Genomic DNA, 20,124 nt, shown 5'->3' with positions numbered 1-20,124 from the left:
CCGTGGGCGAGGGCGGGTTGAGCACCGCGCGTGCCGCCCGGGCCGCGCTTGCGCGTGCTGCGGGCCGGCACGGCGCCGGCGTCCGTCGATCCCCCTTGAGACAGGGCGTTGTGCGCATCGGGCGAACCGGCCGGCGTGCGCCGTCGGTGCTCCCGGGCTCGGTGGGCGCGTCCGTGGCAGCGTGGCGCGAGCCGTGCCGTCGCGCAGTCGATCGATCCCGCCATGCCCTGCCTCCAAGTCGTCGCATCGCGCCGGACTTTGAACACATCGATGACAAAGTATGGACATGACAAGCAGAAGTCTCCTACCTTTGCGGCGCAACCGCAGGCTCCGCCACGGAAGAAGACCGGAACGACATCCGGCACGGTCCGGTCCCCAGCCCAGGAGGACCAATGCGCCCACGCCTGTTCCCCGTCGTCCGAAGACACCTAATTCCGCTGCTGACGTCGGCCGTCCTTGCCACCGGTGCCCTGGCCGCCCCGGCGGCCGTCGCCGCTCCCGCGGACATCCCGCCGCAGGAACCAGGGGTCACCCTGCGCGTGTTCGACGTGCAGACCCCGCTCAGCGAGTTGTGCGCCCTCAAGCCGGGACAGACCCCCAACCACGACAAACTCATGCCGACGGTCGACTGGTCCACGTCCGACGACTTCGGCGGGCTCGACGACCGGTTCGTCGCGGAGGCGACCGGCTACCTGGTGGCGCCGAGCGACGGTTCGTACGTCTTCCGCCTCACCAGTGACGACGGCTCACGTCTCTCGCTCGACGGCGAAACCGTCATCGACCACGACGGGCTCCACGGGGCCGAGCCCAAGGACGGCGTCGTCCATCTGACCGCCGGTTCGCACCCGCTGCGCATCGAGCACTTCGAGCGCGACGGCGGGCAGCGACTGCAGCTCTCCTGGAAGCCCCCGGGCGCCGCCGACTTCACCGTCGTGCCCCAGGAGGCCCTGAGCACCGACGCCGGGGTGGTCCGCGTGACCGCGCCCGGCCGCAAGGAGTGCGAAGGGAACGGGGACACCCCCGGCGACGGCCTGCCGCTCACGTCCGTGCGGCCCGACCTCACCCTCACCGACCTGCGCCCTGAAGGGTTCGAACCCCAGGTCAGCGGCATGGACTGGCTGCCCGACGGACGCCTGGCGATCAGCACCTGGGGCGGCAGCAACAACGTGGCCGGCGAGGTGTACCTGCTGGACAACGTCACCGGCGCCACGAGCCGTGACAAGGTCACCGTCGAGAAGGTCGCGACCGGGCTGCGCGAGCCCATGGGGATCAAGTACGTCGACGGTTCCCTGTACGTCTCGCAGAAGCACGAGCTGACCCGGCTGGTGGACCGGGACGGCGACGACGTGACCGACGAGTACCGCACGGTGGCCACCTGGCCCTACGGAGGCAACTTCCACGAGTTCGCCTTCGGCCTGCTCTACCGCGACGGCTACTTCTACGTGAACCTCTCCGTCGCCATCGACTACGGCGGCGCGACGACCACCCCGCAGCCGGCGCCGGGCCGGGGGACCACGTACAAGGTGAGCCGGAAGACCGGCAGGATCAGCCCGGTGGCCGGGGGCCTGCGCACACCCAACGGCATCGGATGGGGGCCGGACGGCGGTCTGTTCACCACCGACAACCAGGGTGGTTGGCTGCCTTCCTCGAAGCTGGTCCAGATCAAGCAGGACCGCTTCTTCAACCACTACACCGAGCCCGCCGGTCCCTTCGAGGACTCGCCCGTGACCGCGCCGGTGCTCTGGCTGCCGCAGAACGAGATCGCCAACTCGCCCTCCACGCCGCTGTATCTGAGCAAGGGCCGGTTCGCCGGGCAGATGCTCATCGGCGACGTCACCTACGGCGGACTCCAGCGTGCCTACCTGGAGAAGGTGAAGGGGCAGTACCAGGGCGCCGTCTTCCGCTACACCCAGGGCCTGGAAGCAGGCGTCAACCGGATCAGCCTCGGTCCCGACGGGGCGATCTACGCCGGCGGTCTCGGTGCCGACGGCAACTGGGGCCAGGAGGGCAAGCTCAGGTTCGGTCTGCAGAAACTGACGCCCAACGGCGGCAACACCTTCGACGTCAAGACCATGCGCGCCGTGCCCGGCGGCTTCGACCTCACGTACACGCAGCCGCTCTCCACCGAGACGGCCGCCCAGCTCGCCGAGCACTACCGGGCCGAGCAGTGGCGCTACACCCCGACCTCCGACTACGGCGGCCCGAAGATCGGTGAGGAACGGCTCGCCGTACGCTCGGCGACGCTGTCCGAGGACGGCCGCACCGTCCGCCTGCGGCTGGACGGCCTGGAGTCCGGTCATGTCGTGCATGTGCGTTCCCCGCGGCCCTTCACCTCGGCGTCCGGCGAGTCCCTGTGGAGCACCGAGGCCTGGTACACACTCAACGAGATCCCCGGAGAGCAGCCGCCGCCCGCGACCATGTACGAGGCGGAGGAGGCCCGCCTGACCGGCAAGGCCGGCATCAACACCGACCACGTGGGCTACTCCGGCAGCGGGTTCGTCGACCGCTACGCCACCGAGGGCAAGGTCGGGACGGCCTTCGACGTCACGGTCCCCACGTCGGGCTCCTACGACGTGAACCTGCGCTACTCCAACGGCCCCAACCCCTTCCAGGGCACCAAGTCCCTCTCCCTGTACGCCAACGGCGAGAAGGTGCGGCAGACCGAACTCCCCTCCACCGGTGACTGGGACTCCTGGTCCACCCGGACGGAACGCCTCACCCTGCGCGCCGGCCGCAACGAGATCGCCTACCGGTACGACGCGGGCGACACCGGTCACGTCAATCTCGACCTGCTCACCGTGCGGCCGCACGGTGCCCCGGTCACCCTCTTCGACGGGACCGCCGCCTCGCAGGCGCAGTGGCTGCACCCCGACGGCCGCCGGACGGCGTGGCCGCTGACCGACGAGAAGGCGATGGAGGTGTGCTGCGGGGACCTCCGGACCAAGGACGCCTACCAGGACTTCGCGCTGCACGTGGAGTTCCGGGTCCCGTTGCTGCCGCCGGACGTGACCGGCCAGGACCGGGGGAACAGCGGCATCTACCTCCAGGACCGCTACGAGCTCCAGATCCTCGACTCCTACGGTGACACCACGCTGGACACCAACGAGGCAGGCGCGTTCTACCTGAAGAAGGCGCCCGACGTGAACGCGGCGACGGCACCGGAGACTTGGCAGACCTACGACATCGTCTTCCGTGCGGCGCGCTACGACGACAGCGGCCGCAAGATCGCCGACGCCCGGGCGACGGTCGTGTGGAACGGCAAGAAGGTGCACGACGACGTCGTGATCGACGGTCCCACCGGCTCGGGCCGGCCGGAGACGCCCGCGGCGGGGCCGATCCGGTTGCAGGACCACGGGAACAAGGTGCGGTTCCGCAACATCCGGGTGCAGCCCCTGGGGTGACCCGCGGCCGCCCTTCGAGGCGCCCGGGGCCGGCGGCAGCCACCGGCCCCGGGCGCCGAGCCGCGCGCGCCGCGGTCAGGCGCGGGCGCCGCCCCCGGTGTCCGTGGAGTGCAGCAGGCGCAGGAACGCCTTGACCCCGGCGATGATCTCCTGGTCGTCGGTGAGACGGTGCACGGTGGCCTCGAACTCCCGGGCCAGCGAGGCAAGTCCGCGCTCGGTCTCCTCGGCACGCTCGTAGGTGCTGACCGCCAGCGCGTCCACCGTGCGGCGCACCTCGGCCAGGGCCCGGTACTGTTCCTCGGCCTTCTCCTCCAGGACCCGCGTCCCGGCCTCGGCGCGGTCCAGCCGGCCGCGCAGTTCCACCACGTCGTCCCGCGGATGGGTGACGTCCTTGAGGAGAGTGCCCAGACGCCGCCGGAGCTGGCCGAAGTAGGCGCCCGCCGGCCGGAAGAAGGTGCTCAGCAGGAAGAACGCGGCGAACCAGTACCCCGTGAACTCGCCCGTGGCCCAGGTGACCGCGAGGACGACCGCCGCCGTCAGCAGATGGCCCGCGACGGCCGTCCGGAGCATCGCACGGGCGATGCGGCCGGCCTCGGCGTCCCGGGCGGGGGAGACCTCGATGCCCTTCTCACGGCTCACCCTGATCTCGGCCAGCACCGCGTGGGCACGGAAGTACAGATTCCACGGCAAGGTGAGAAGGAGCAGCAGCCACAGAAGACTCAGCACGCCCGCCCCGACCGCGAACACCACCTTCGGCGGCGCCCCCGCCAGATGGGCGAGGACCAGTGCACCGACTGCCGCCCCGACTGCCGTCACCGCCGCAAGAAATCTGCCCACGCCCACGCCCCCGCCTCCTGGCCGCCGCCCCCGCCGCCTTCCGGACTCCGGCTTCCGCGCCGGAGTCCATGGAGCCATCGTCGCGGACCCGGCGCCGGCCGGCATGAGTAGCCGTACTCAGGACGTCCCGGGCCGAGGGGCCCGCCTGTCCTTGCGCTGCTCCAGCTCCTCGTCGTCGACCAGGACGAGCATCGGCTTGTCGGGCTCGCACATCATCGTGACGACGAACCGGCTCGGCATGTCGTCGCGGTTGTTGCCGTCCTGGTAATGGATCACGTCGCCGCCGGGCTCCCAGAACGTCTCCCCGGCCCGGACCACCCGTTCGGGCTCACCCTCCAGTTCGAACAGCATCTCGCCCTCCAGGACATAGCCGAAGGCCGGTCCGAAGTGGCGGTGCGGGGGTGTGCCGGGGTCTCCCGGGGGAAACTCGACGAGCAGCGTCATGACGTGTGCGCCGTCCGGAATCGAAGGCGGTTTCGCTTCCTGGATGACGGTCACCGCGGTCTTCCAGGCCTCGGATCGCTGCCCCTGGCTCCCTGGAGTGTGTGCATCCGGTCCATTGTTCGGCATCACGCGACCTCCTCTCCGCACTGCACAGCGCGGGTGGGACATATCACCACAGACTACTATTTTTCTGTATAGCCTAGCCATCAGAAGGGTGTGGTCATGAAGTTCACCGTCCTCGGGGGAAGCGGCCTGATCGGCTCGCAGGTGGGGCAGCGGCTGGGGGAGGGAGGCCACGAGGTGGTCTCGGCCTCGCTGTCCAGCGGAGTCGACGTGATCAGCGGAAAGGGCCTGGACGAGGCGTTGCAGGGCGCCGACGTGGTCGTGAACCTGACGAATTCCCCGGCCTTCGACGACACCTCCATCGCCTTCTTCGAAACGTCGATGGGCAACGTCCTGTCTGCCGCCGAGGCAGCAGACGTCCGCCACTTCGTGATCCTCTCGATCGTCGGTGTGGATCAAGTGCCCCAACTCGACTACTACCGGGCCAAGACCGTCCAGGAGAACCTGCTGAAGGAAGGGCGCACGCCCTACTCGATCGTGCGGGCCACGCAGTTCTACGAATTCGTCGACGCGATCATGTCCTGGACGGCCGAAGGCGACTCCGTCCGTCTCCCGTCCACTCCCGTGCAGCCGATGGCCTCCGCGGACGTCGCGGCGGCGGTCGCACGGGCCGCGTCCGAGGCTCCCTTGCGGGGCACGCGCAGCGTCGCGGGCCCCACGGTCTACCCCCTCGACGAACTGGGGCGCATCACGCTGGCGGCGCACTCCGACGAGCGTCAGGTGGTCACCGACGAGCAGGCCGGCATGTTCGCCGTGGTGGAAGGAGACGTGCTGACGGCACCGGAGGGCGCCGACCTGGCCGCCACGACCTACGAGGACTGGATGCAGCGGCAGCAGCAGCGGTAGGGGTACCGCAACCGCATCCGTCCGTACCTGCCAACAGGGTCACACGGTGGTAACACCCTGCGCACTGGTTGTCTCGCGAGCCATGAGGACCTCGCGGACGTCGGCAACGAGGCCGCGCGCGGCCTGACCGACACCGGCGACACTCCTGACCTCCCGAGGGCGTCTCGCCGCTACGAGCGCCTGGCGCGGTAGAGACCCCGGCCCGTCCGGCGGATACGGGAGGTGCCGACGAGACGGTCAAGGGTGCTGCGGACCGCGTTGATGCTCCCGCTGTCGGTGTCGCGTCCGAGCGCCGCGGCGACGTCGCGGGCCCGTACGTCCGCCTGCCCGACCGTGGCGAAGTACTCGAGGATCTGCTCGGTGAGCTGGCCGTACTTCCGCTGCCCGTCGGCGTCGGCACCGGCACCGGCGTCCGCGTCGGAGCCGGCCCCGGTGGAGATGTCCGGGCGGACGGACTCCTCGGCGGCGGTCAGGTCCGGCTGCGCCTTCGTGGGCGCCGGCGCCACCTCCGCCGAGTCCCGCATCACGGCCTCGATCGCGCTGAGCGCGCGCTGGACGGAGCCGAGGTGCGCCACGACCGCGGCCAACTCCCGCTCCAGGGCCTGCTTCTGCAACTCCAGGCGGGCCAGGTCCTTGGTGAGGCTTTCAGCGGTGACCGCGATGGGGTGCGGCGCGCGGGTGCCGGAGACCATGTGTTCCTCTCATTCCCGACCCATTGTGTCGCGTCCCTGATGACTCGTCCTGCGGTGCTGCTCGGCCGTGCACCGCAATGGGCTTCTTCATCATAGGCAATACGGCACCTCGGAAGACAGACGATGCGCGCGCACGCACGACACGGTGCCGCGCCCACGGGGGCCTCACCCCGCTGACGCCCACTTGGTGGGAAAACGTTGTCACAAAAAGTGCATGTGCCTGGTCAAAGATGCAGACGTGACGGATCGGCCATGGCTGGGGCCGATCCAGGCCAGGAACGGAGACAGCAGGACGATGCACCTCGAGACGTCCCCCGAGGAAGGTTCCCTGGAGGAGGCCGTTTCCGTCTTCGTGCACTGCCGTCCCCGCCTGTTCGGCATCGCCTATCGGCTGCTGGGAAGCGCGGTCGAGGCGGAGGACGTCGTACAGGAGGTATGGCTGCGGTGGCAGCGGACCGACCGGGCGGCGGTGGTCAGCCCCGTGGCGTTCCTGTCGACCACGACCACGCGGCTGGCCATCAACGTGGCCCAGTCCGCGCGCGTGCGCCGCGAGACCTACATCGGACCGTGGCTGCCCGAGCCCATCGACACGAGTGGCGATCCGCTGCTGGGCGCCGAGCGGGCCGAGGCTCTCGAACTCGCGCTGCTTCTGGTCCTGGAGAAACTGAATCCCACCGAGCGCGCCGCGTATGTGCTGCGTGAGGCGTTCGACTACTCCTACGAGGAGATCGCCGAGGTCCTTCAGCTCACACGTGTCAACGTACGCAAGATCGTGAGCAGGGCGCGCAGGCATCTCGCGGCCGAGGGGCGCAGGACCGTCGGCAGAGAGGAACACCGACGGTTCCTCGAGGCCTTCGTCTCCGCGTCGGAATCCGGGGACGTCGCCGGGCTGGAGGCGTTCCTGGTGCCGGATGCCGCCCGCCCCGACCTCGACACCCCGACGCCGCCCCCTCGGCGCTCCCGTCGCGGCTTGCGCACATGACGTCCGCGCGGCGGCTCAGCGCGTCGCCTCGCCGTCGGGATCACGCCAGGTCCGTAGCTTGTCCGGATTGAGGATGACGTAGAGCTGCTGGATCCGGCGTCCCGCGACGTCGAGGCTGATGACGGCGGCGACCTGCCGGTCGGAAAGGACCACGAGCCCGGTCCGTCCGTTGATCGCCCGGGTCTGCAGACCGGTGCGCGGGCAGCGGGGCAGCAGCGTCATCAGGGTGCGTGCCACCTGCCGAGCGCCGTGCACCGGTGTGACCAGGGCCCTGACCTTGCCGCCCCCGTCGAAGACGGCCGTGCAGTCCGGCGTCAGCACGGCCACGAGGAGCACCTCGTCCCCCCTGAGACAGGCCCGCAGGAGCGTGCGGGCCACCTCGTCGTGCCGGTCCGCGGACGAGGGCGGGGAGCGTCGGCCGCTGGGGCCCCCGGACGCCAGGCCGGCCGGGACGGTGCGCCGCGGCTGCGCGGCGGTGCCGGTCGGCGCGTCCGGCGCCACTCCGAAGACCTCGTCGAGCAGGAGCGCCGCCCGCTCGGCCGGGGCGAAGGACCCGAGCGCACGGCGCATCACGGCACCCACCTCCTGCCCGGACGTCTTCTCCGACGGTGCCGCCGGCCCCTCCCCGGGCCCGGGCCCGGTCCCGGTCCCGGTCAGCCGCGCGCGGCAGATGCCTTCCGCGACGTCGGCGAGCCACGAACCGGGCGCCTCGATCCGCGCACGCGCCGGACCGGGCAGCTCGTACCACCGCCGATAGGTCTCGTCGATGACGCTCTCGGCAGCACCGGTGCTCCCCAGCACGCGGTAGGCGAGCTCCAGCAGCCGCCGTCGCTCGTCGAGCAGCTCCACGATCGTCATCGCCTCGTTGATGCGGTCCATTCGGCATCCTCCCTCTCTCGTACGGCGCTACGCCGCAGCCGGGAGTCCATGGAGACTCGGTCGGCAACATGCTCGTCCCACAGGGGAGACCGGACGCCCGCGACCCTTGTGACATCCGCGCGAGTCACACGGTGGAAGATGCCAGGAGAATCAGGTGTCACACCTTCTGGGGATGATCTGTCCCCTTGCACGGAAGCAACGCGCGGGTGCGGACCCCCAAGGCCCGCACGGCACGCTGCGGCACACGCCCCGAAAGGCCCGTCATGAGCAAGCAGTCCCGCTATCGACACGTCCGTGTTCCGCTCGCCCTGGTGACCACGGCGACCGTCGCCGCCGCGCTGGTCACCACGGCCGACGACGCACCCCCGAGGCCCTTGCCGGGCAGCGGCAAGCCGACCGTGGTGCTGGTCCACGGAGCGTTCGCCGACTCCAGCAGCTGGAACGGCGTCGTGGAGAGGCTGCGGCGCGAGGGGTATCCGGTGGTGGCGGCGTCGAACCCGCTGCGCAGCCTGAGCGGCGACGCCAGATATGTGCGGGAGCTGCTCGCCGGCATCGAGGGACCGGTCGTGCTCGCCGGGCACTCCTACGGTGGGGCGGTCATCAGCAATGCCGCCGTGGGTGCCGACAACGTCAAGGCACTGGTGTACATCGCGGCCTTCGCCCCGGACGAGGGGGAGAGCGCGTTCGGCCTGGGCACCGAGTTCCACAGCACGTTCACCGACGCGCTGCGCCCGCCCGTGCCGGTCACCCTGCCCGACGGGTCCCAGGGCGTCGACCTGTACATCGACCAGGACAAGTTCCCCGAGCGGTTCGCCGCGGACGTTCCGGAGCGCACCGCCACGCTGATGGCGCTCACCCAGCGGCCCGCGACCGACGTCGCCCTTCAGGAGCGGGCGGACCGGCCCGCTTGGAGGACCATCCCCTCCTGGTACCTGGTGGCCACCGAGGACCGCAGCATGCCGCACGCCGCCCAGACCTTCATGGCGAAGCGTGCCAAGGCGCGCACCCTGGAAGTGCGCGCGTCGCACGCGGTGAACGTCTCCCGCCCGGACGACGTCGTCCGCGTCATCCGGGACGCGGCGCGCTCGGTGCGCTGACGCCGGGGCGGCGGGGAAGGAGTGACACGGTGTCACGCACCCCCGCCGCCCGCGCGTCTCATTCCTCGACGGCGGGCGGTTCGGCCCCGGAGCGGGCCAGTCGGTGCAGTGCGTCGGACACGGACAGCATCTGGTCGTTGATCTCCGCGATCGCTCGGTGCAGCTCGTTGACCCGGGTCTCGAGTTCGGCGGCCTTGGCGGTCAGCGCCTCGATCGTGGCCGTGAGCGCGATGCGGTTCTCGCGGGACGTGGGTATCACTCCGTGGCCTCCTGGACGCCGCGGGCCGGGGGTGGCCCCCGCCGCCGGGCGGGGGCCACCGCTGAGGACGCCTCTACCGCTGCTGCGCCAGCCAGTCGGCGAACCGGGTCTCGGCGATCTGCGCGTCCGGGCCGGGAAGCAGGCTCGTCTCCTCCAGCTCGGAACCGAAGTACGGGGCGTGTACGTCCGCCTCGACCTTGCGGGGGTCGCTGTGGGGAGCGAGTCCCTGCTCGAGGAACTCCTTGAAGCCGAAGGCCTCGGGGCCGGCGATCTCCACCGTGCCGTTCAGCGGCGCCCCGGCGGCCGTGCGGGCCACGGCGGTGGCGACGTCGTCGGAGTACATCGGCTGGATCTTGGCGGCCGGGCAGCGCACCGTGTCGCCCTCCGTCATCGAGTCCGCGATGGCCGTCACGAACTCGAAGAACTGCGTGGCGTGGACGATGGAGTACGCGATCCCCGACGCCTTGATGAGCCCCTCCTGCGCCAGCTTGGCGCGGAAGTAGCCGTTCTCCTCCAGCCGTTCGGTGCCCACGATGGAGAGCGCGACGTGGTGGGTCACTCCGGCCTCCGCCTCCGCCACCAGGAGGTTCGCGGTGGACGTGCGGAAGAACTCCATGACGGCGTCGGGCTCGAACGAGGGGGAGTTCGACACGTCGACGACGACCGAGGCGCCCTTCAGGACGTCCGCCAGACCCTCGCCCGTCAGCGTGTTGACGCCGGTGTTGGGGGAGGCGGCCACTGCCTCGTGACCGTGGTCGTTGAGCTTGCCGACGACCTTGGAGCCGATGAGGCCGGTCCCGCCAATCACTACAACCTTCATGTAATTACCTCGAAAATGCTTGATGGTGTGTGCACATGGACTGCGCGTGCGGCACGCCCACGCGCTCCGTACAGGGGAAGGACAGCGCACCGACCGTGTTTGTGACAGGTCGGCCGAACCGGCCGTCTACTCGACGAGCTTGCCGTGGGTCGAGACCTCGTGCATCAGGGCGGAGATCTCGTCCGGGACGGCGGGGATGGCCTCGCGGGTGACGCCCGTGCTCGGCGACCACACCAGGTTGACCCGCATCTCGGGGTCCATGTCCGGGTAGTCGCTGCGGTTGTGGCAGCCGCGGGTCTCGCGGCGCTCCAGCGCCGCCTCCAGGGTGGCCCGCGCGGCCAGCGCCGCGGCCTTGAGGTCGAAGGCGTGCGCGAGGTCCTGGAAGCCGGCGATGTCGGGATGGACACCGATGTCGTCCATCCGCTTCTCGATCGCGCTCAGCTCGGCCAGCCCGGTCCGCAGCCCCTGCTCGTCGCGCACGACGCCGGCGTGCTCGGTCATCGTGTTGCGCAGGGCGCGCTGGAGCGCGCGGACGTTCTCGTGCCCGTCCGCCGCGAGGAGGCCGTCGACCTCGGCACGGGCCTCGGCCACCGCGGCCGCCGACCGGGGCTGCGCCGTCAGGGAATCCGAGTACGCGGCGGCCGCCTGACCGGTGATCCGGCCGAAGACCAGCAGTTCGATCAGGCTGTTGCCGCCGAGGCGGTTGGCGCCGTGCAGTCCGCTGGAGGCCTCGCCGATGGCGTACAGACCACGGACGTCGGTGCTGTGGTCCTCGGGCCGGACCCAGACCCCGCCCATCGAGTAGTGCGCCGTGGGCGCGACCTCGATCGGCTCGCGGGTGATGTCCAGCATCTGCAGGTCCAGGAGCGTCTGATAGACCCGCGGGAGCCGGTTCATGATGGTCTGCCGGGGGAGGTGGGAGACGTCGAGCCACACTCCGCCCTTCTCCGTGCCGCGACCCTCCTTGATCTCCGTGTAGGACGCGAGGGCCACGCGGTCGCGGGTGGAGAGTTCCATGCGCTCGGGGTCGTAGCGGTCCATGTACCGCTCGCCGAGCGCGTTGCGCAGGATGCCGCCCTCGCCGCGCGCCGCCTCGCTGACCAGCGTGCCGGCCGCGTTCTCCGGCTCGATGATCCCGGAGGGGTGGAACTGCACCAGCTCCGGGTCGCGCAGCCGCGCCCCGGCCTCGACCGCGAGCCGGAAGGAGTCACCGGTGTTCTCGTCGCGCCGCGAGGAGGTGCGCCGCCAGATGCGGGTGTGGCCGCCGGCCGCGAGGATCACCGCGTCGGCGTGGATCAGGTAGCGCTTCCCGTTCGTCAGGTCGAACCCGTACGCCCCGAAGACGGCCCCGTCGTGGACCAGCAGCCGGGTGATGTACACGCTGTCCAGCATGGGCACCTTGAGCTGGGCGGCCCGCGCGACGAGCGTGCGCTGGATCTCCAGGCCGGTGTAGTCGCCGGCGAACGCGGTGCGGCGGAACTTGTGCGCGCCGAAGAAGCGCTGCGAGATGCGGCCGTCCTCCTCCCGGGCGAAGGCCATGCCGTAGCGCTCCAGGTCGTCGATGCCGCGGGCGGCACCCTGGGTCACGATCTCGACCGTGCGGGGGTCGGCGAGGAGGTAGCTCTCCTTGAGGGTGTCGGCGGCGTGCTGCTGCCACGTGTCCCCGGGGTCCATGGTGGCAAGGGCCGCGTTGATGCCACCGGCCGCGAGGGCCGTGTGCGCGTCCTCCTTGGGGCGCTTGCCGACGGCGAGGACGTCGACACCGGCCTCGGCCAGCTCGATGGCCGCCCGCAGGCCGGCTCCGCCGGTGCCGATCACCAGCACCATGGTGGAGAGACGTTGTTCGGTGAGAGACACGATTGCTCCGATCGGCTTGTTGGTCACCCTGTACGACCGGACGATCGGCGAATCTGTGACAGTCGAGCGGACGTCCGGCGCGCGGGCCGGAGGGCCAACGGCCGTCAGCCGACGAGAGCGTCCAGCGGGACACCGGGGTCGCGGAGGCGGGCGTCGTCGACATCGGCCCGGGAGAGCACCAGGTCGCGGATGTCGTCGATGACGTCCCACACATTGACGTTCATACCCGCCAGCACCCGGTTCCCCGACATCCAGAAGGCGACGAATTCCCGTGCCGCGGTGTCGCCCCGGAAGACGACGCGGTCGTAGCCACCGGGTGCGACGTAGCCCGTGTACTCCATGCCGAGGTCGTACTGGTCGGTGTAGAAGTACGGCAGCCTGTCGTACACGGCGTCCTTGCCGAGCATGCTCTGCGCGGCCGTCGCCGGCTGGTTCAGGGCGTTGGCCCAGTGCTCCACGCGCAGGTGGCGGTCCAGCACGGGGTGGTAGGCGTTGGCGACGTCGCCGGCGGCGTAGATGCCGGCCTCCGAGGTCCGCAGGTGGGCGTCGGTGACGATGCCGTCGCGCACCTCCAGGCCCGCTTCCTGCGCGAGGCGCACGTTGGGGGTGATGCCGATGCCCACGACCACCGCGTCGGCGGCGAGGTGGGTGCCGTCGGCGAGCCGGACGCCGTCCACCCGGCCGTCGGACCCGGTGAGCCGCTCGACCTCCGCGTGCGGGAGCAGGCGTACGCCGTGGTCCCGGTGCAGCGCGGCGAACACCTCGGCGGCCTCCCGCCCGAGCACCTTCAGCAGCGGCAGCTCCGAGTGTTCGAGCACCGTCACCTCCGCCCCGGCGGTCCGGGCGGCCGCGGCGGTCTCCAGCCCGATCCATCCGCCGCCGATCACGACGATCCTCGCCCCCTTGGTGAAGGCGGCCTTGAGGCGCTCGCTGTCCCCGACGCGCCGCAGGTACAGCACGTTGTCGAGGTCGGCACCGGGCACGGACAGCCGGCGCGGGGACGAGCCGGTCGCCAGGAGCAGCCCGTCGTATCCCAGCCGGCGCCCGCCGTCCAGCTCCACCTCCTTGGCGCGCGGATCCACCGCTCGCGCGTGCGTGCCCAGCAGCAGCTCGACGTCGTGCTCCGTGTACCAGTCCTCGGAGTGCACGAAGATCGAGTCCCGTTCCTCCTTGCCCAGCAGATAGCCCTTGGACAGCGGGGGCCGGACGTACGGCCGCTCCCGCTCGTCGGCGACGACGAGGAGCGGGCCGTCGTGGCCCTCCTTCCGCAGCGCCTCCGCCGCCTTGCCCGCGGCGAGGCCACCGCCGACGATCACGAAAGTGTGCGCAGGGGACATGATGTTCCTTCGTCTCAGTTCCGCGTGGTTGATGCGTGTCGCTGCGAGCCGTAGCTGTGAGAATCATCCGTGAGACAGCCTCGGCGCGCCCCCTGTGACCGGTCGTCCGTCATGGCGTCCGGTCCTCGGTGGCGGTCTGCGGTGCGCGGACCGTCGGCACGGTGACCACCGAGACGTCCCCGGTCAGCAGCCGGTGCACCGGGCACCGGCCGGCCACCGCGAGCAGCCGTTCCGTCTGCCGGGGATCCAGGTCGCCGGTGAGCGTGACGCTCTTGACGATCTGCCCGGCCGCGTCGAACCGCACGTCGAGGTCGACCCGGTCGAGAGGCCACCCCTGGCGGTCCGCGAAGGCGCGCACCGCCATGGAGGTGCACGACCCGAGCGCGCCGAGGAGGACCTCCATCGGAGTGGGCCCCGTGTCCGCGCTCAAGGGCTCGGGCTCGTCGGCCGTCAGGCTGTGGGGCCCGATCGCGAGGGAACGGGCGAGACGCCGGCCCTCACGGACCGACACGGGGCGTCCGGACATCAGTCCGCCTCTCGGGGTGGGGGTGCACCGCTCGGGTCGGTGAGCACCGCGGAGGACGGCGAGGGCGCGGGGAGGCGGCCGGCTCGCCACCAGTAGGACAGCTCAGACGCCGCCCGTGTGACAGCGCCGGGTGCCGCGCGGCGGCGGAAGGAGCCCTGAGACGTCACGCCGCGGCGTTGCACGAAGGGGGCGGCGATGTCGTTTCCCGGGCATCCGGTGGCCGCGCGTCCGCCCGGACCGAACACGGGGGAGCGGTGGCTCACCGGGCGCGCGGGGTGACTTCCTGTACGTACCGCTGGGCGGCCCGCGCGCGTTCCGGAACGCGCGCCCCGCGAGGAGTGCGACGAGACGCCCGCCCGGCCGCGACCGGGCGGGCGTCTCGCCGCCGTCAGACGGAGGGGGTCCCCGTCACGCGCGCCATGACCTCCGTCGTGCCCGACGGGACTTGAAGGAGCGTGCCGAGTTCCGTCGGCTCGGCGGACGCCGTCGACCCGGCGTCGAGCCGTGCCTGCGCGCCGACCAGCAGGACCCGCCAGGACCCCGGGGCGCCCTCGGCCGCGACGTGGACCACGTCACCGTCGCGGCGGACACGGAACACTGCGTCCGCCCTGCCGTCGGAGGCCGGGACGGTGGTGACGGTCGTGACGCCGTCGGCCGGCACGTGGACGCGCAGGGTCACACCGTCCGCCCAGTCGTAGACCGCCGAGTCGTCGCTCGCGCCGAAGGGGATCACCGAGCCGGGGCGGGCGAGGAGGGGCAGGCTGTCGAAGCCGTACCGCTCGCGTCGCCACCCGGGGCCCTCGATCCGCTCACCCGACAGCACATGGGTCCAGGTGCCGGCCGGCACGTAGTACTCGACCTCGCCGTCGGGCGAGAAGACGGGCGCGACGAGCAGGTCGCCGCCCAGCATGTACTGCCGGTCCAGGGTGTGGCAGGCGGGGTCGTCGGGGAACTCCAGCACCATGGCGCGCATCATCGGGGTGCCGTGTTCGGCGGCCTGCCGTGCCGTGCCGAACAGGTACGGCATCAACCGGTGCTTCAGACGCGTGAAGTCGCGCGTGACCGCGACCGCCTCGTCGTCGTAGTCCCACGGCACCCGGTACGACTTGCTGCCGTGCAGCCGGCTGTGCGACGACAGCAGCCCGAACTGCACCCACCGCTTGAACACCTCGGGTGTCGGCGTGCCCTCGAAGCCGCCGATGTCATGGCTCCAGAAGCCGAAACCGGACAGTCCCAGCGAGAGTCCGCCGCGCAGCGACTCGGCCATCGCGCCGAAGTGGGACTCGCAGTCGCCGCCCCAGTGCACGGGGAACTGCTGGCCCCCGGCCGTGGCGGAGCGGGCGAACAGCACGGCCTCGCCCGCGCCCCGGGCCTCGGTGAGCACGTCGAAGACGGTCTGGTTGTAGAGCTGCGTGTAGTAGTTGTGCATCCGCTCCGGGTCGGAGCCGTCGTGCCAGACCACGTCGGTCGGGATGCGCTCGCCGAAGTCGGTCTTGAAGCAGTCGACGCCCTGTGCGAGAAGCACCCGCAGCTTGTCGGCGTACCACTCGCGCGCGTCGGGACTGGTGAAGTCGACCAGGGCCATGCCCGCCTGCCACAGGTCCCACTGCCACACGTCGCCGCCCGGCCTGCGCACCAGGTGGCCGAGGCGCTTGGCCTCCGCGAAGAGCGGGGACTTCTGGGCGATGTAGGGGTTGATCCACACGGAGACGCGCAGATCGTGCTCCTCCTTCAGACGCCGCAGCATGCCCTCCGGGTCCGGGAAGACGTCCGGGTCCCAGACGAAGTCGCACCACTGGTACTCGCGCATCCAGAAGCAGTCGAAGTGGAAGACGCCGAGCGGGATGTCGCGTTCGGCCATGCCGCGCACGAAGCGGTTCACCGTCTCCTCGTCGTACGAGGTCGTGAACGACGTCGACAGCCACAGGCCGAACGACCAGGCGGGCGGCAGGGCAGGGCGGCCGGTCAGCGCCGTGTAGCGGTCGAGGATCTCCTTCGGCGTCGGGCCGTGCACGACGAAGTACTCCAGCGACTGGTCCTCGACGCTGAACTGCACCCGCCCGACGGCCTCGGAGCCGATCTCGTAGCTGACCTTGCCCGGGTGGTTGACGAAGACGCCGTAGCCCCGGTTGGTGAGGTGGAAGGGGACGTTCTTGTAGGCCTGCTCGCTGGCGGTGCCGCCGTCCGCCTGCCAGACGTCCACGGTCTGGCCGTTCCTGACGAACGGTGTGAAGCGCTCGCCGAGCCCGTAGACCAGCTCGCCGACGCCGAGCGAGAGCTGGGCCAGCGAGTGGTGCGCGCCGTCACCGGTGACGGCGAAACCGGTGCCACGGGCCTCGGCGGAGGTGAGGACCCGCCCGTCCGCGACGAAGTCGAGCCGCCAGGGGGCGGAGGTGTCCACGCGCAGGGACAGCTCGCCGGCGCTCAGTTCCAGCAGCGCGCCGTCCCGCGTGACCTTGGCCGCGTGACCGGGTTCGGCGTGCAGCGCGAAGTCGGGGCCGCGCTCGGCGGCGCCCGCGTGATGGGTGGCGCGGACGCCGATGACGCCCTCGGTCGGCGACCAGCACTCGACGGTCAGCAGGGGGCTGTTGAGGGTGTGGCCGCGATCGGTCACATGGCGTACGGGTGCGTAGAGGGTGAACCGGTCGTCGGTGGCGTGGACGTCGGCGACCTCCGCCGCGTACGACGCGCGCACGCCGTCACGCATCAGCCAGTAGCCGTCGGTGAACTTCATCAGGTGTTCCTCGTGGTGGCGGTGTCAGGGGCGCCGGTGCGGGCGCGGTGCGCGGCGATCAGCTGCCGGTACCAGTGGTAGCTGTCCTTGGGGATGCGCCGCAGCGTGTCGTAGTCGACACGGACGATGCCGAAGCGCTGGTCGTAGCCGCGGGCCCACTCGAAGTTGTCGAGCAGCGACCACACGTAGTAGCCGCGGACGTCCACGCCGGCGCGCAGGGCGGCCGCGAGAGCCTCCAGGTGGCTGCGCAGGTACGCGACCCGGTCGTGGTCGCGGACACGGCCCTCGGCGTCGACGGTGTCGGCCTCCGCGGACCCGTTCTCCGTGATCAGCAGGGGCGGCAGCGCCGGATAGCGCTCCGCCAGGTCGACCAGCAGGTCCGTGAAGGTGTGCGGGACGACGGGCCAGCCCATCGTGGTGTGCCGCACGTCCTCGCGCCACGTCTCCCTCGCCCGGACGTCGACGGCCGTCCGCGTGGCCGGGTCCGGGTCCTTGTAGGGGGCGTCGGCGACGGTGATGGGCCGGTAGTAGTTGATGCCGACGAAGTCGAGCGGTGCGCCGACGAGGTCGAGGTCGCCCTCCTGCCGAAACGATTCGCCCGACTCCAGGAGCTCCCCCCAGGTCTCGGCCTCGTGCGCCGGATAGCGCCCGGCGAACAGCGGCTCGAACCACACGTCGTTGTGCAGCGTCCCGACACGGCGTACGGCGGCCAGGTCGGCCGGCGTATCGGTGGCGGGCAGCAGCCGGTCGGGGTTGAGCGTGATCCCGACCTCCTTGACGCCCGCCGCACGCAGCGCGCGCACCGCGAGCCCATGGCCGACGAGGAGATGGTGGGCCGCGGCGAGCGCGCCACGGCCCTCGCGGGCACCCGGCGCGTGGCCGCCCGCCGCGTAGCCGACGAAGGCGCTGCAGAACGGCTCGTTGAGGGTGATCCAGCGGTCCACCCGGTCGCCGAGCCGGTCCGCCACGACGGCCGTGTACGCGGCGAAGCGCTCCGCGGTCTCGCGCACCCGCCAGCCGCCCCGGTCCTCCAGGGCCTGCGGCAGGTCCCAGTGGTAGAGCGTGGCGGCCGGGGAGATCCCGGCGGCGAGCAGTTCGTCGACGAGCCGGTCGTAGAAGTCCAGTCCCGCCGCGTTCACCGGGCCCGAGCCGGTGGGCTGGACGCGCGGCCAGGCGAGGGAGAAGCGGTAGCTGTCCACGCCCAGCTCGCGCAGCAGGGCGACGTCCTCGCGGTAGCGGTGGTAGTGGTCGCAGGCGACGTCGCCGGTGGCGCCCCCGGCGACACGGCCGGGTTCGCGGCTGAAGGTGTCCCAGATGGACGGGCCCCTGCCGTCCTCGTCGTACGCGCCCTCGATCTGGTAGCTGGCCGTGGCCGCGCCGAAGAGGAAGCCGTCGGGGAAGCCGGGGAAGCCCGAGAACTCGGGCGACTCGGGCGACTCGGAAATACTCAAGGGAGGAACCGTCCTACTTGACCGACCCGCCGGTGATGCCGGCGGCGATGTACTTCTGGGCGACGACGAGCAGTACCGCGGCCGGTACGGCCGAGAGCACGGCGGTCGCCATCACCGCGCCCCAGTCGCTGACGTGCGCGCCGACGAACTGGTAGATGCCGAGCGTGATCGGCTTCACGTCGTCCGTGGTGTTGAGCGTCAGCGCGAAGATGAAGTCCGACCAGGCGAACAGGAAGGTGAACAGGCCCGCCGTGATCAGGGAGTTGCGGCTCATCGGCAGCACGACGCGGACGAACGCGGTGAAGCGGTTCGCCCCGTCCACCATCGCGGCCTCCACCACCTCGGTGGGGATCGAGACCATGAACGCCCGCAGCAGCACGATCGCGAACGGCAGCCCCAGCGAGGCGTCCGCGAGGATCAGCCCGAGGTACGAGTTGACCAGCCCCAGCTCCGCGTACGCGCTGTACATGGCGTTGGCGATGACGATGCCCGGCACCATCTGGGTGATGAGCGTGGTGAAGACGATGCCCTGGCCGCCCCGCAGACCGAACTGGGCGAGGCCGTACGCGGCGGGCGCGGCCAGCGCCAGGCACACGACGACGGCGCCCAGCGCCACCCCGAGGCTGGTGAGCAGCGATCCGCCCTGGGTGCTGAGGGCGGTGTCGAAGTTGCCGAAGCTCGGCGACGTGGGGAACCACCGCGTGGCGGCGATGCTCGACTCCGGCTGGAGCGCGGTGTTCAGCATCCAGTACACCGGGAAGAGCAGCACGGCGAGGATCAGCAGCGCCGCGGTGGTGTTCCAGGCGGAGCGCAGCCGGACGGAGCGGGTGGGCCGGTTCTCCGGCGCGGTCGTGGATCGCTTCATGTCGGTCACTTCCCCTTGCCGAAGTCGGCGCGGTTGGCCCGCAGGTACAGCACGGCGAAGACCGCGCTGATGAGGATCAGGACATTGCCGACGACGGCGCCCTGGCCGAAGTCGAGCTGAAGGAAGGACAGCTGGTAGGTGACCGTGCCCAGGGTCTGCGTGGAGTCGGCGGGACCGCCCGAGGTGAGTGCCAGGATCAGGTCGAGGATCTTGACCGTCGACATGAAGCCCAGCACCAGCACCACGGTGATCACCGGCCGCAGCATCGGCAGGGTGATGCTGCGGAACGTCCGCCAGGGGCCGGAGCCGTCCAGCGACGCGGCCTCGTACAGGTCGCGCGGTATCTCCTGGAGTCCGCCGTAGAGGATCACCATGTTGAACGGGATGCCGATCCAGATGTTGACCAGGACGGCCGACAGCAGCGCCACACTCGGACTGCTGAGCCACGGGACACCCTCCGCGGGCACCAGACCGACGGCGTGCAGCACGGTGTTGAGCATGCCGTGCTCCTGGTCGAGGATGCGGCGCCACACCACGGCCGAGACCACCATGGGCACGAGCCACGGCAGCAGCAGCACGGCACGGACGAGCCCCGAGAGCCTGAAGCGCCGGGAGAAGAAGACGGCGAGGGCCAGGCCGATGGTGAACTGGCCGAGCAGCGAGCCGACGGTGAAGAGCAAGGTGTGCCACAGGGCGTCGCCGAACAGCTCGTTGGCGAAGACGGCCCGCCAGTTGTCGAGGCCGTTGAAGGGGGCCTCGCCGGTGAAGTACGTCTTGGGTGTGTAGTGCTGGAAGCTCATCACGATGTTGTTGACGAGCGGATAGCCGAAGAACAGCGCCATGTAGGCGAGGGCCGGCGCGACGAACAGCCAGCGCAGCAGCGACCGGTGCCGGGGAGCCCGGCGCGGACGCGTGCGTGTCCTGCCGGTGGCCTCGGCGGGCGCGATCGAGGTGATGGTGGTCATGGCCTGCTC

The 20,124-nt window shown here is 71.0% G+C and carries 16 protein-coding genes and 1 pseudogene; 4 read left to right on the top strand and 13 right to left on the bottom strand.

The features are described from left to right. The first annotated feature begins 392 nt into the window (after positions 1-392). Positions 393-3,401 carry a 3-keto-alpha-glucoside-1,2-lyase-like domain-containing protein gene (locus ACZ7LV_RS17555; protein ID WP_471940251.1) on the top strand — a complete coding sequence of 1,003 codons (3,009 nt, stop codon included), beginning with the start codon at positions 393-395 and terminating at the stop codon, positions 3,399-3,401. Positions 3,402-3,476: 75 nt separating this feature from the next. Here ACZ7LV_RS17555 and ACZ7LV_RS17550 read toward each other — a convergent pair whose 3' ends face one another. Continuing rightward, positions 3,477-4,238, bottom strand: coding sequence for a hypothetical protein (locus tag ACZ7LV_RS17550; RefSeq protein ID WP_471940249.1), 762 nt, complete (start codon positions 4,236-4,238; stop codon positions 3,477-3,479). Between the two features lie 117 nt (positions 4,239-4,355). Next, complete coding sequence (locus tag ACZ7LV_RS17545) at positions 4,356-4,808, bottom strand: cupin domain-containing protein (protein WP_471940248.1); 453 nt, start codon at positions 4,806-4,808, stop codon at positions 4,356-4,358. 96 nt (positions 4,809-4,904) lie between these two features. Here ACZ7LV_RS17545 and ACZ7LV_RS17540 point away from each other — a divergent pair, with 96 nt between their 5' ends. Then, positions 4,905-5,651: an SDR family oxidoreductase gene (locus ACZ7LV_RS17540; RefSeq protein WP_471940246.1), complete on the top strand. Its 747-nt coding sequence runs from the start codon at positions 4,905-4,907 to the stop codon at positions 5,649-5,651. Between the two features lie 170 nt (positions 5,652-5,821). On the opposite strand, the gene ACZ7LV_RS17535 is transcribed toward ACZ7LV_RS17540, so the two are convergent. Continuing rightward, complete coding sequence (locus ACZ7LV_RS17535; RefSeq protein WP_471940245.1) at positions 5,822-6,343, bottom strand: hypothetical protein; 522 nt, start codon at positions 6,341-6,343, stop codon at positions 5,822-5,824. Between the two features lie 295 nt (positions 6,344-6,638). Here ACZ7LV_RS17535 and ACZ7LV_RS17530 point away from each other — a divergent pair. Next, positions 6,639-7,259: pseudogene (locus tag ACZ7LV_RS17530) on the top strand (sigma-70 family RNA polymerase sigma factor); the annotation flags it as partial. 81 nt (positions 7,260-7,340) lie between these two features. Here the strand turns inward: ACZ7LV_RS17530 and ACZ7LV_RS17525 are convergent. After that, the gene (locus ACZ7LV_RS17525; protein ID WP_471940243.1) at positions 7,341-8,204 is read right to left on the bottom strand and encodes a sigma-70 family RNA polymerase sigma factor family protein; all 864 of its coding nucleotides are present in this window, start codon (positions 8,202-8,204) and stop codon (positions 7,341-7,343) included. 263 nt (positions 8,205-8,467) lie between these two features. On the opposite strand from ACZ7LV_RS17525, the gene ACZ7LV_RS17520 reads away from it, so the two are divergent. Further along, on the top strand, positions 8,468-9,301 hold the full coding sequence (locus tag ACZ7LV_RS17520; RefSeq protein ID WP_471940242.1) for an alpha/beta fold hydrolase: 834 nt from the start codon (positions 8,468-8,470) through the stop codon (positions 9,299-9,301). 58 nt (positions 9,302-9,359) lie between these two features. Here the strand turns inward: ACZ7LV_RS17520 and ACZ7LV_RS17515 are convergent, their stop codons facing one another. From ACZ7LV_RS17515 to ACZ7LV_RS17475, 9 genes are all read right to left on the bottom strand, one after another. Beyond that, positions 9,360-9,560 (bottom strand): hypothetical protein, encoded by a 201-nt coding sequence (locus ACZ7LV_RS17515; RefSeq protein ID WP_471940241.1) that lies wholly within the window; start codon positions 9,558-9,560, stop codon positions 9,360-9,362. A 73-nt stretch (positions 9,561-9,633) separates the two neighbouring features. After that, complete coding sequence (locus ACZ7LV_RS17510) at positions 9,634-10,380, bottom strand: SDR family oxidoreductase (RefSeq protein WP_471940239.1); 747 nt, start codon at positions 10,378-10,380, stop codon at positions 9,634-9,636. 126 nt (positions 10,381-10,506) lie between these two features. Continuing rightward, positions 10,507-12,207, bottom strand: coding sequence for an FAD-binding protein (locus ACZ7LV_RS17505; RefSeq protein ID WP_471940486.1), 1,701 nt, complete (start codon positions 12,205-12,207; stop codon positions 10,507-10,509). Positions 12,208-12,341: 134 nt separating this feature from the next. After that, positions 12,342-13,574, bottom strand: a complete 1,233-nt coding sequence (locus ACZ7LV_RS17500; RefSeq protein ID WP_471940237.1) for an NAD(P)/FAD-dependent oxidoreductase — start codon at positions 13,572-13,574, stop codon at positions 12,342-12,344. Between the two features lie 109 nt (positions 13,575-13,683). After that, on the bottom strand, positions 13,684-14,100 hold the full coding sequence (locus tag ACZ7LV_RS17495; protein ID WP_471940235.1) for an OsmC family protein: 417 nt from the start codon (positions 14,098-14,100) through the stop codon (positions 13,684-13,686). 388 nt (positions 14,101-14,488) lie between these two features. Further along, positions 14,489-16,834 (bottom strand): alpha-xylosidase, encoded by a 2,346-nt coding sequence (yicI, locus tag ACZ7LV_RS17490; RefSeq protein WP_471940233.1) that lies wholly within the window; start codon positions 16,832-16,834, stop codon positions 14,489-14,491. After that, positions 16,834-18,285, bottom strand: a complete 1,452-nt coding sequence (locus ACZ7LV_RS17485; RefSeq protein ID WP_471940231.1) for a GH1 family beta-glucosidase — start codon at positions 18,283-18,285, stop codon at positions 16,834-16,836. Before ACZ7LV_RS17485 ends, yicI begins: the two co-directional genes overlap by 1 nt. A gap of 13 nt (positions 18,286-18,298) precedes the next feature. Further along, complete coding sequence (locus tag ACZ7LV_RS17480; RefSeq protein WP_471940229.1) at positions 18,299-19,150, bottom strand: carbohydrate ABC transporter permease; 852 nt, start codon at positions 19,148-19,150, stop codon at positions 18,299-18,301. Positions 19,151-19,155: 5 nt separating this feature from the next. Then, a complete protein-coding gene (locus ACZ7LV_RS17475) occupies positions 19,156-20,115 on the bottom strand; it encodes a carbohydrate ABC transporter permease (protein ID WP_471940227.1) in 960 nt (319 codons plus the stop codon). Between the last annotated feature and the right edge of the window lie 9 nt (positions 20,116-20,124).

This window comes from Streptomyces sp. NPDC107562 (genome assembly GCF_055657325.1).
This window is presented reverse-complemented; position numbering and strand designations above follow the sequence as displayed.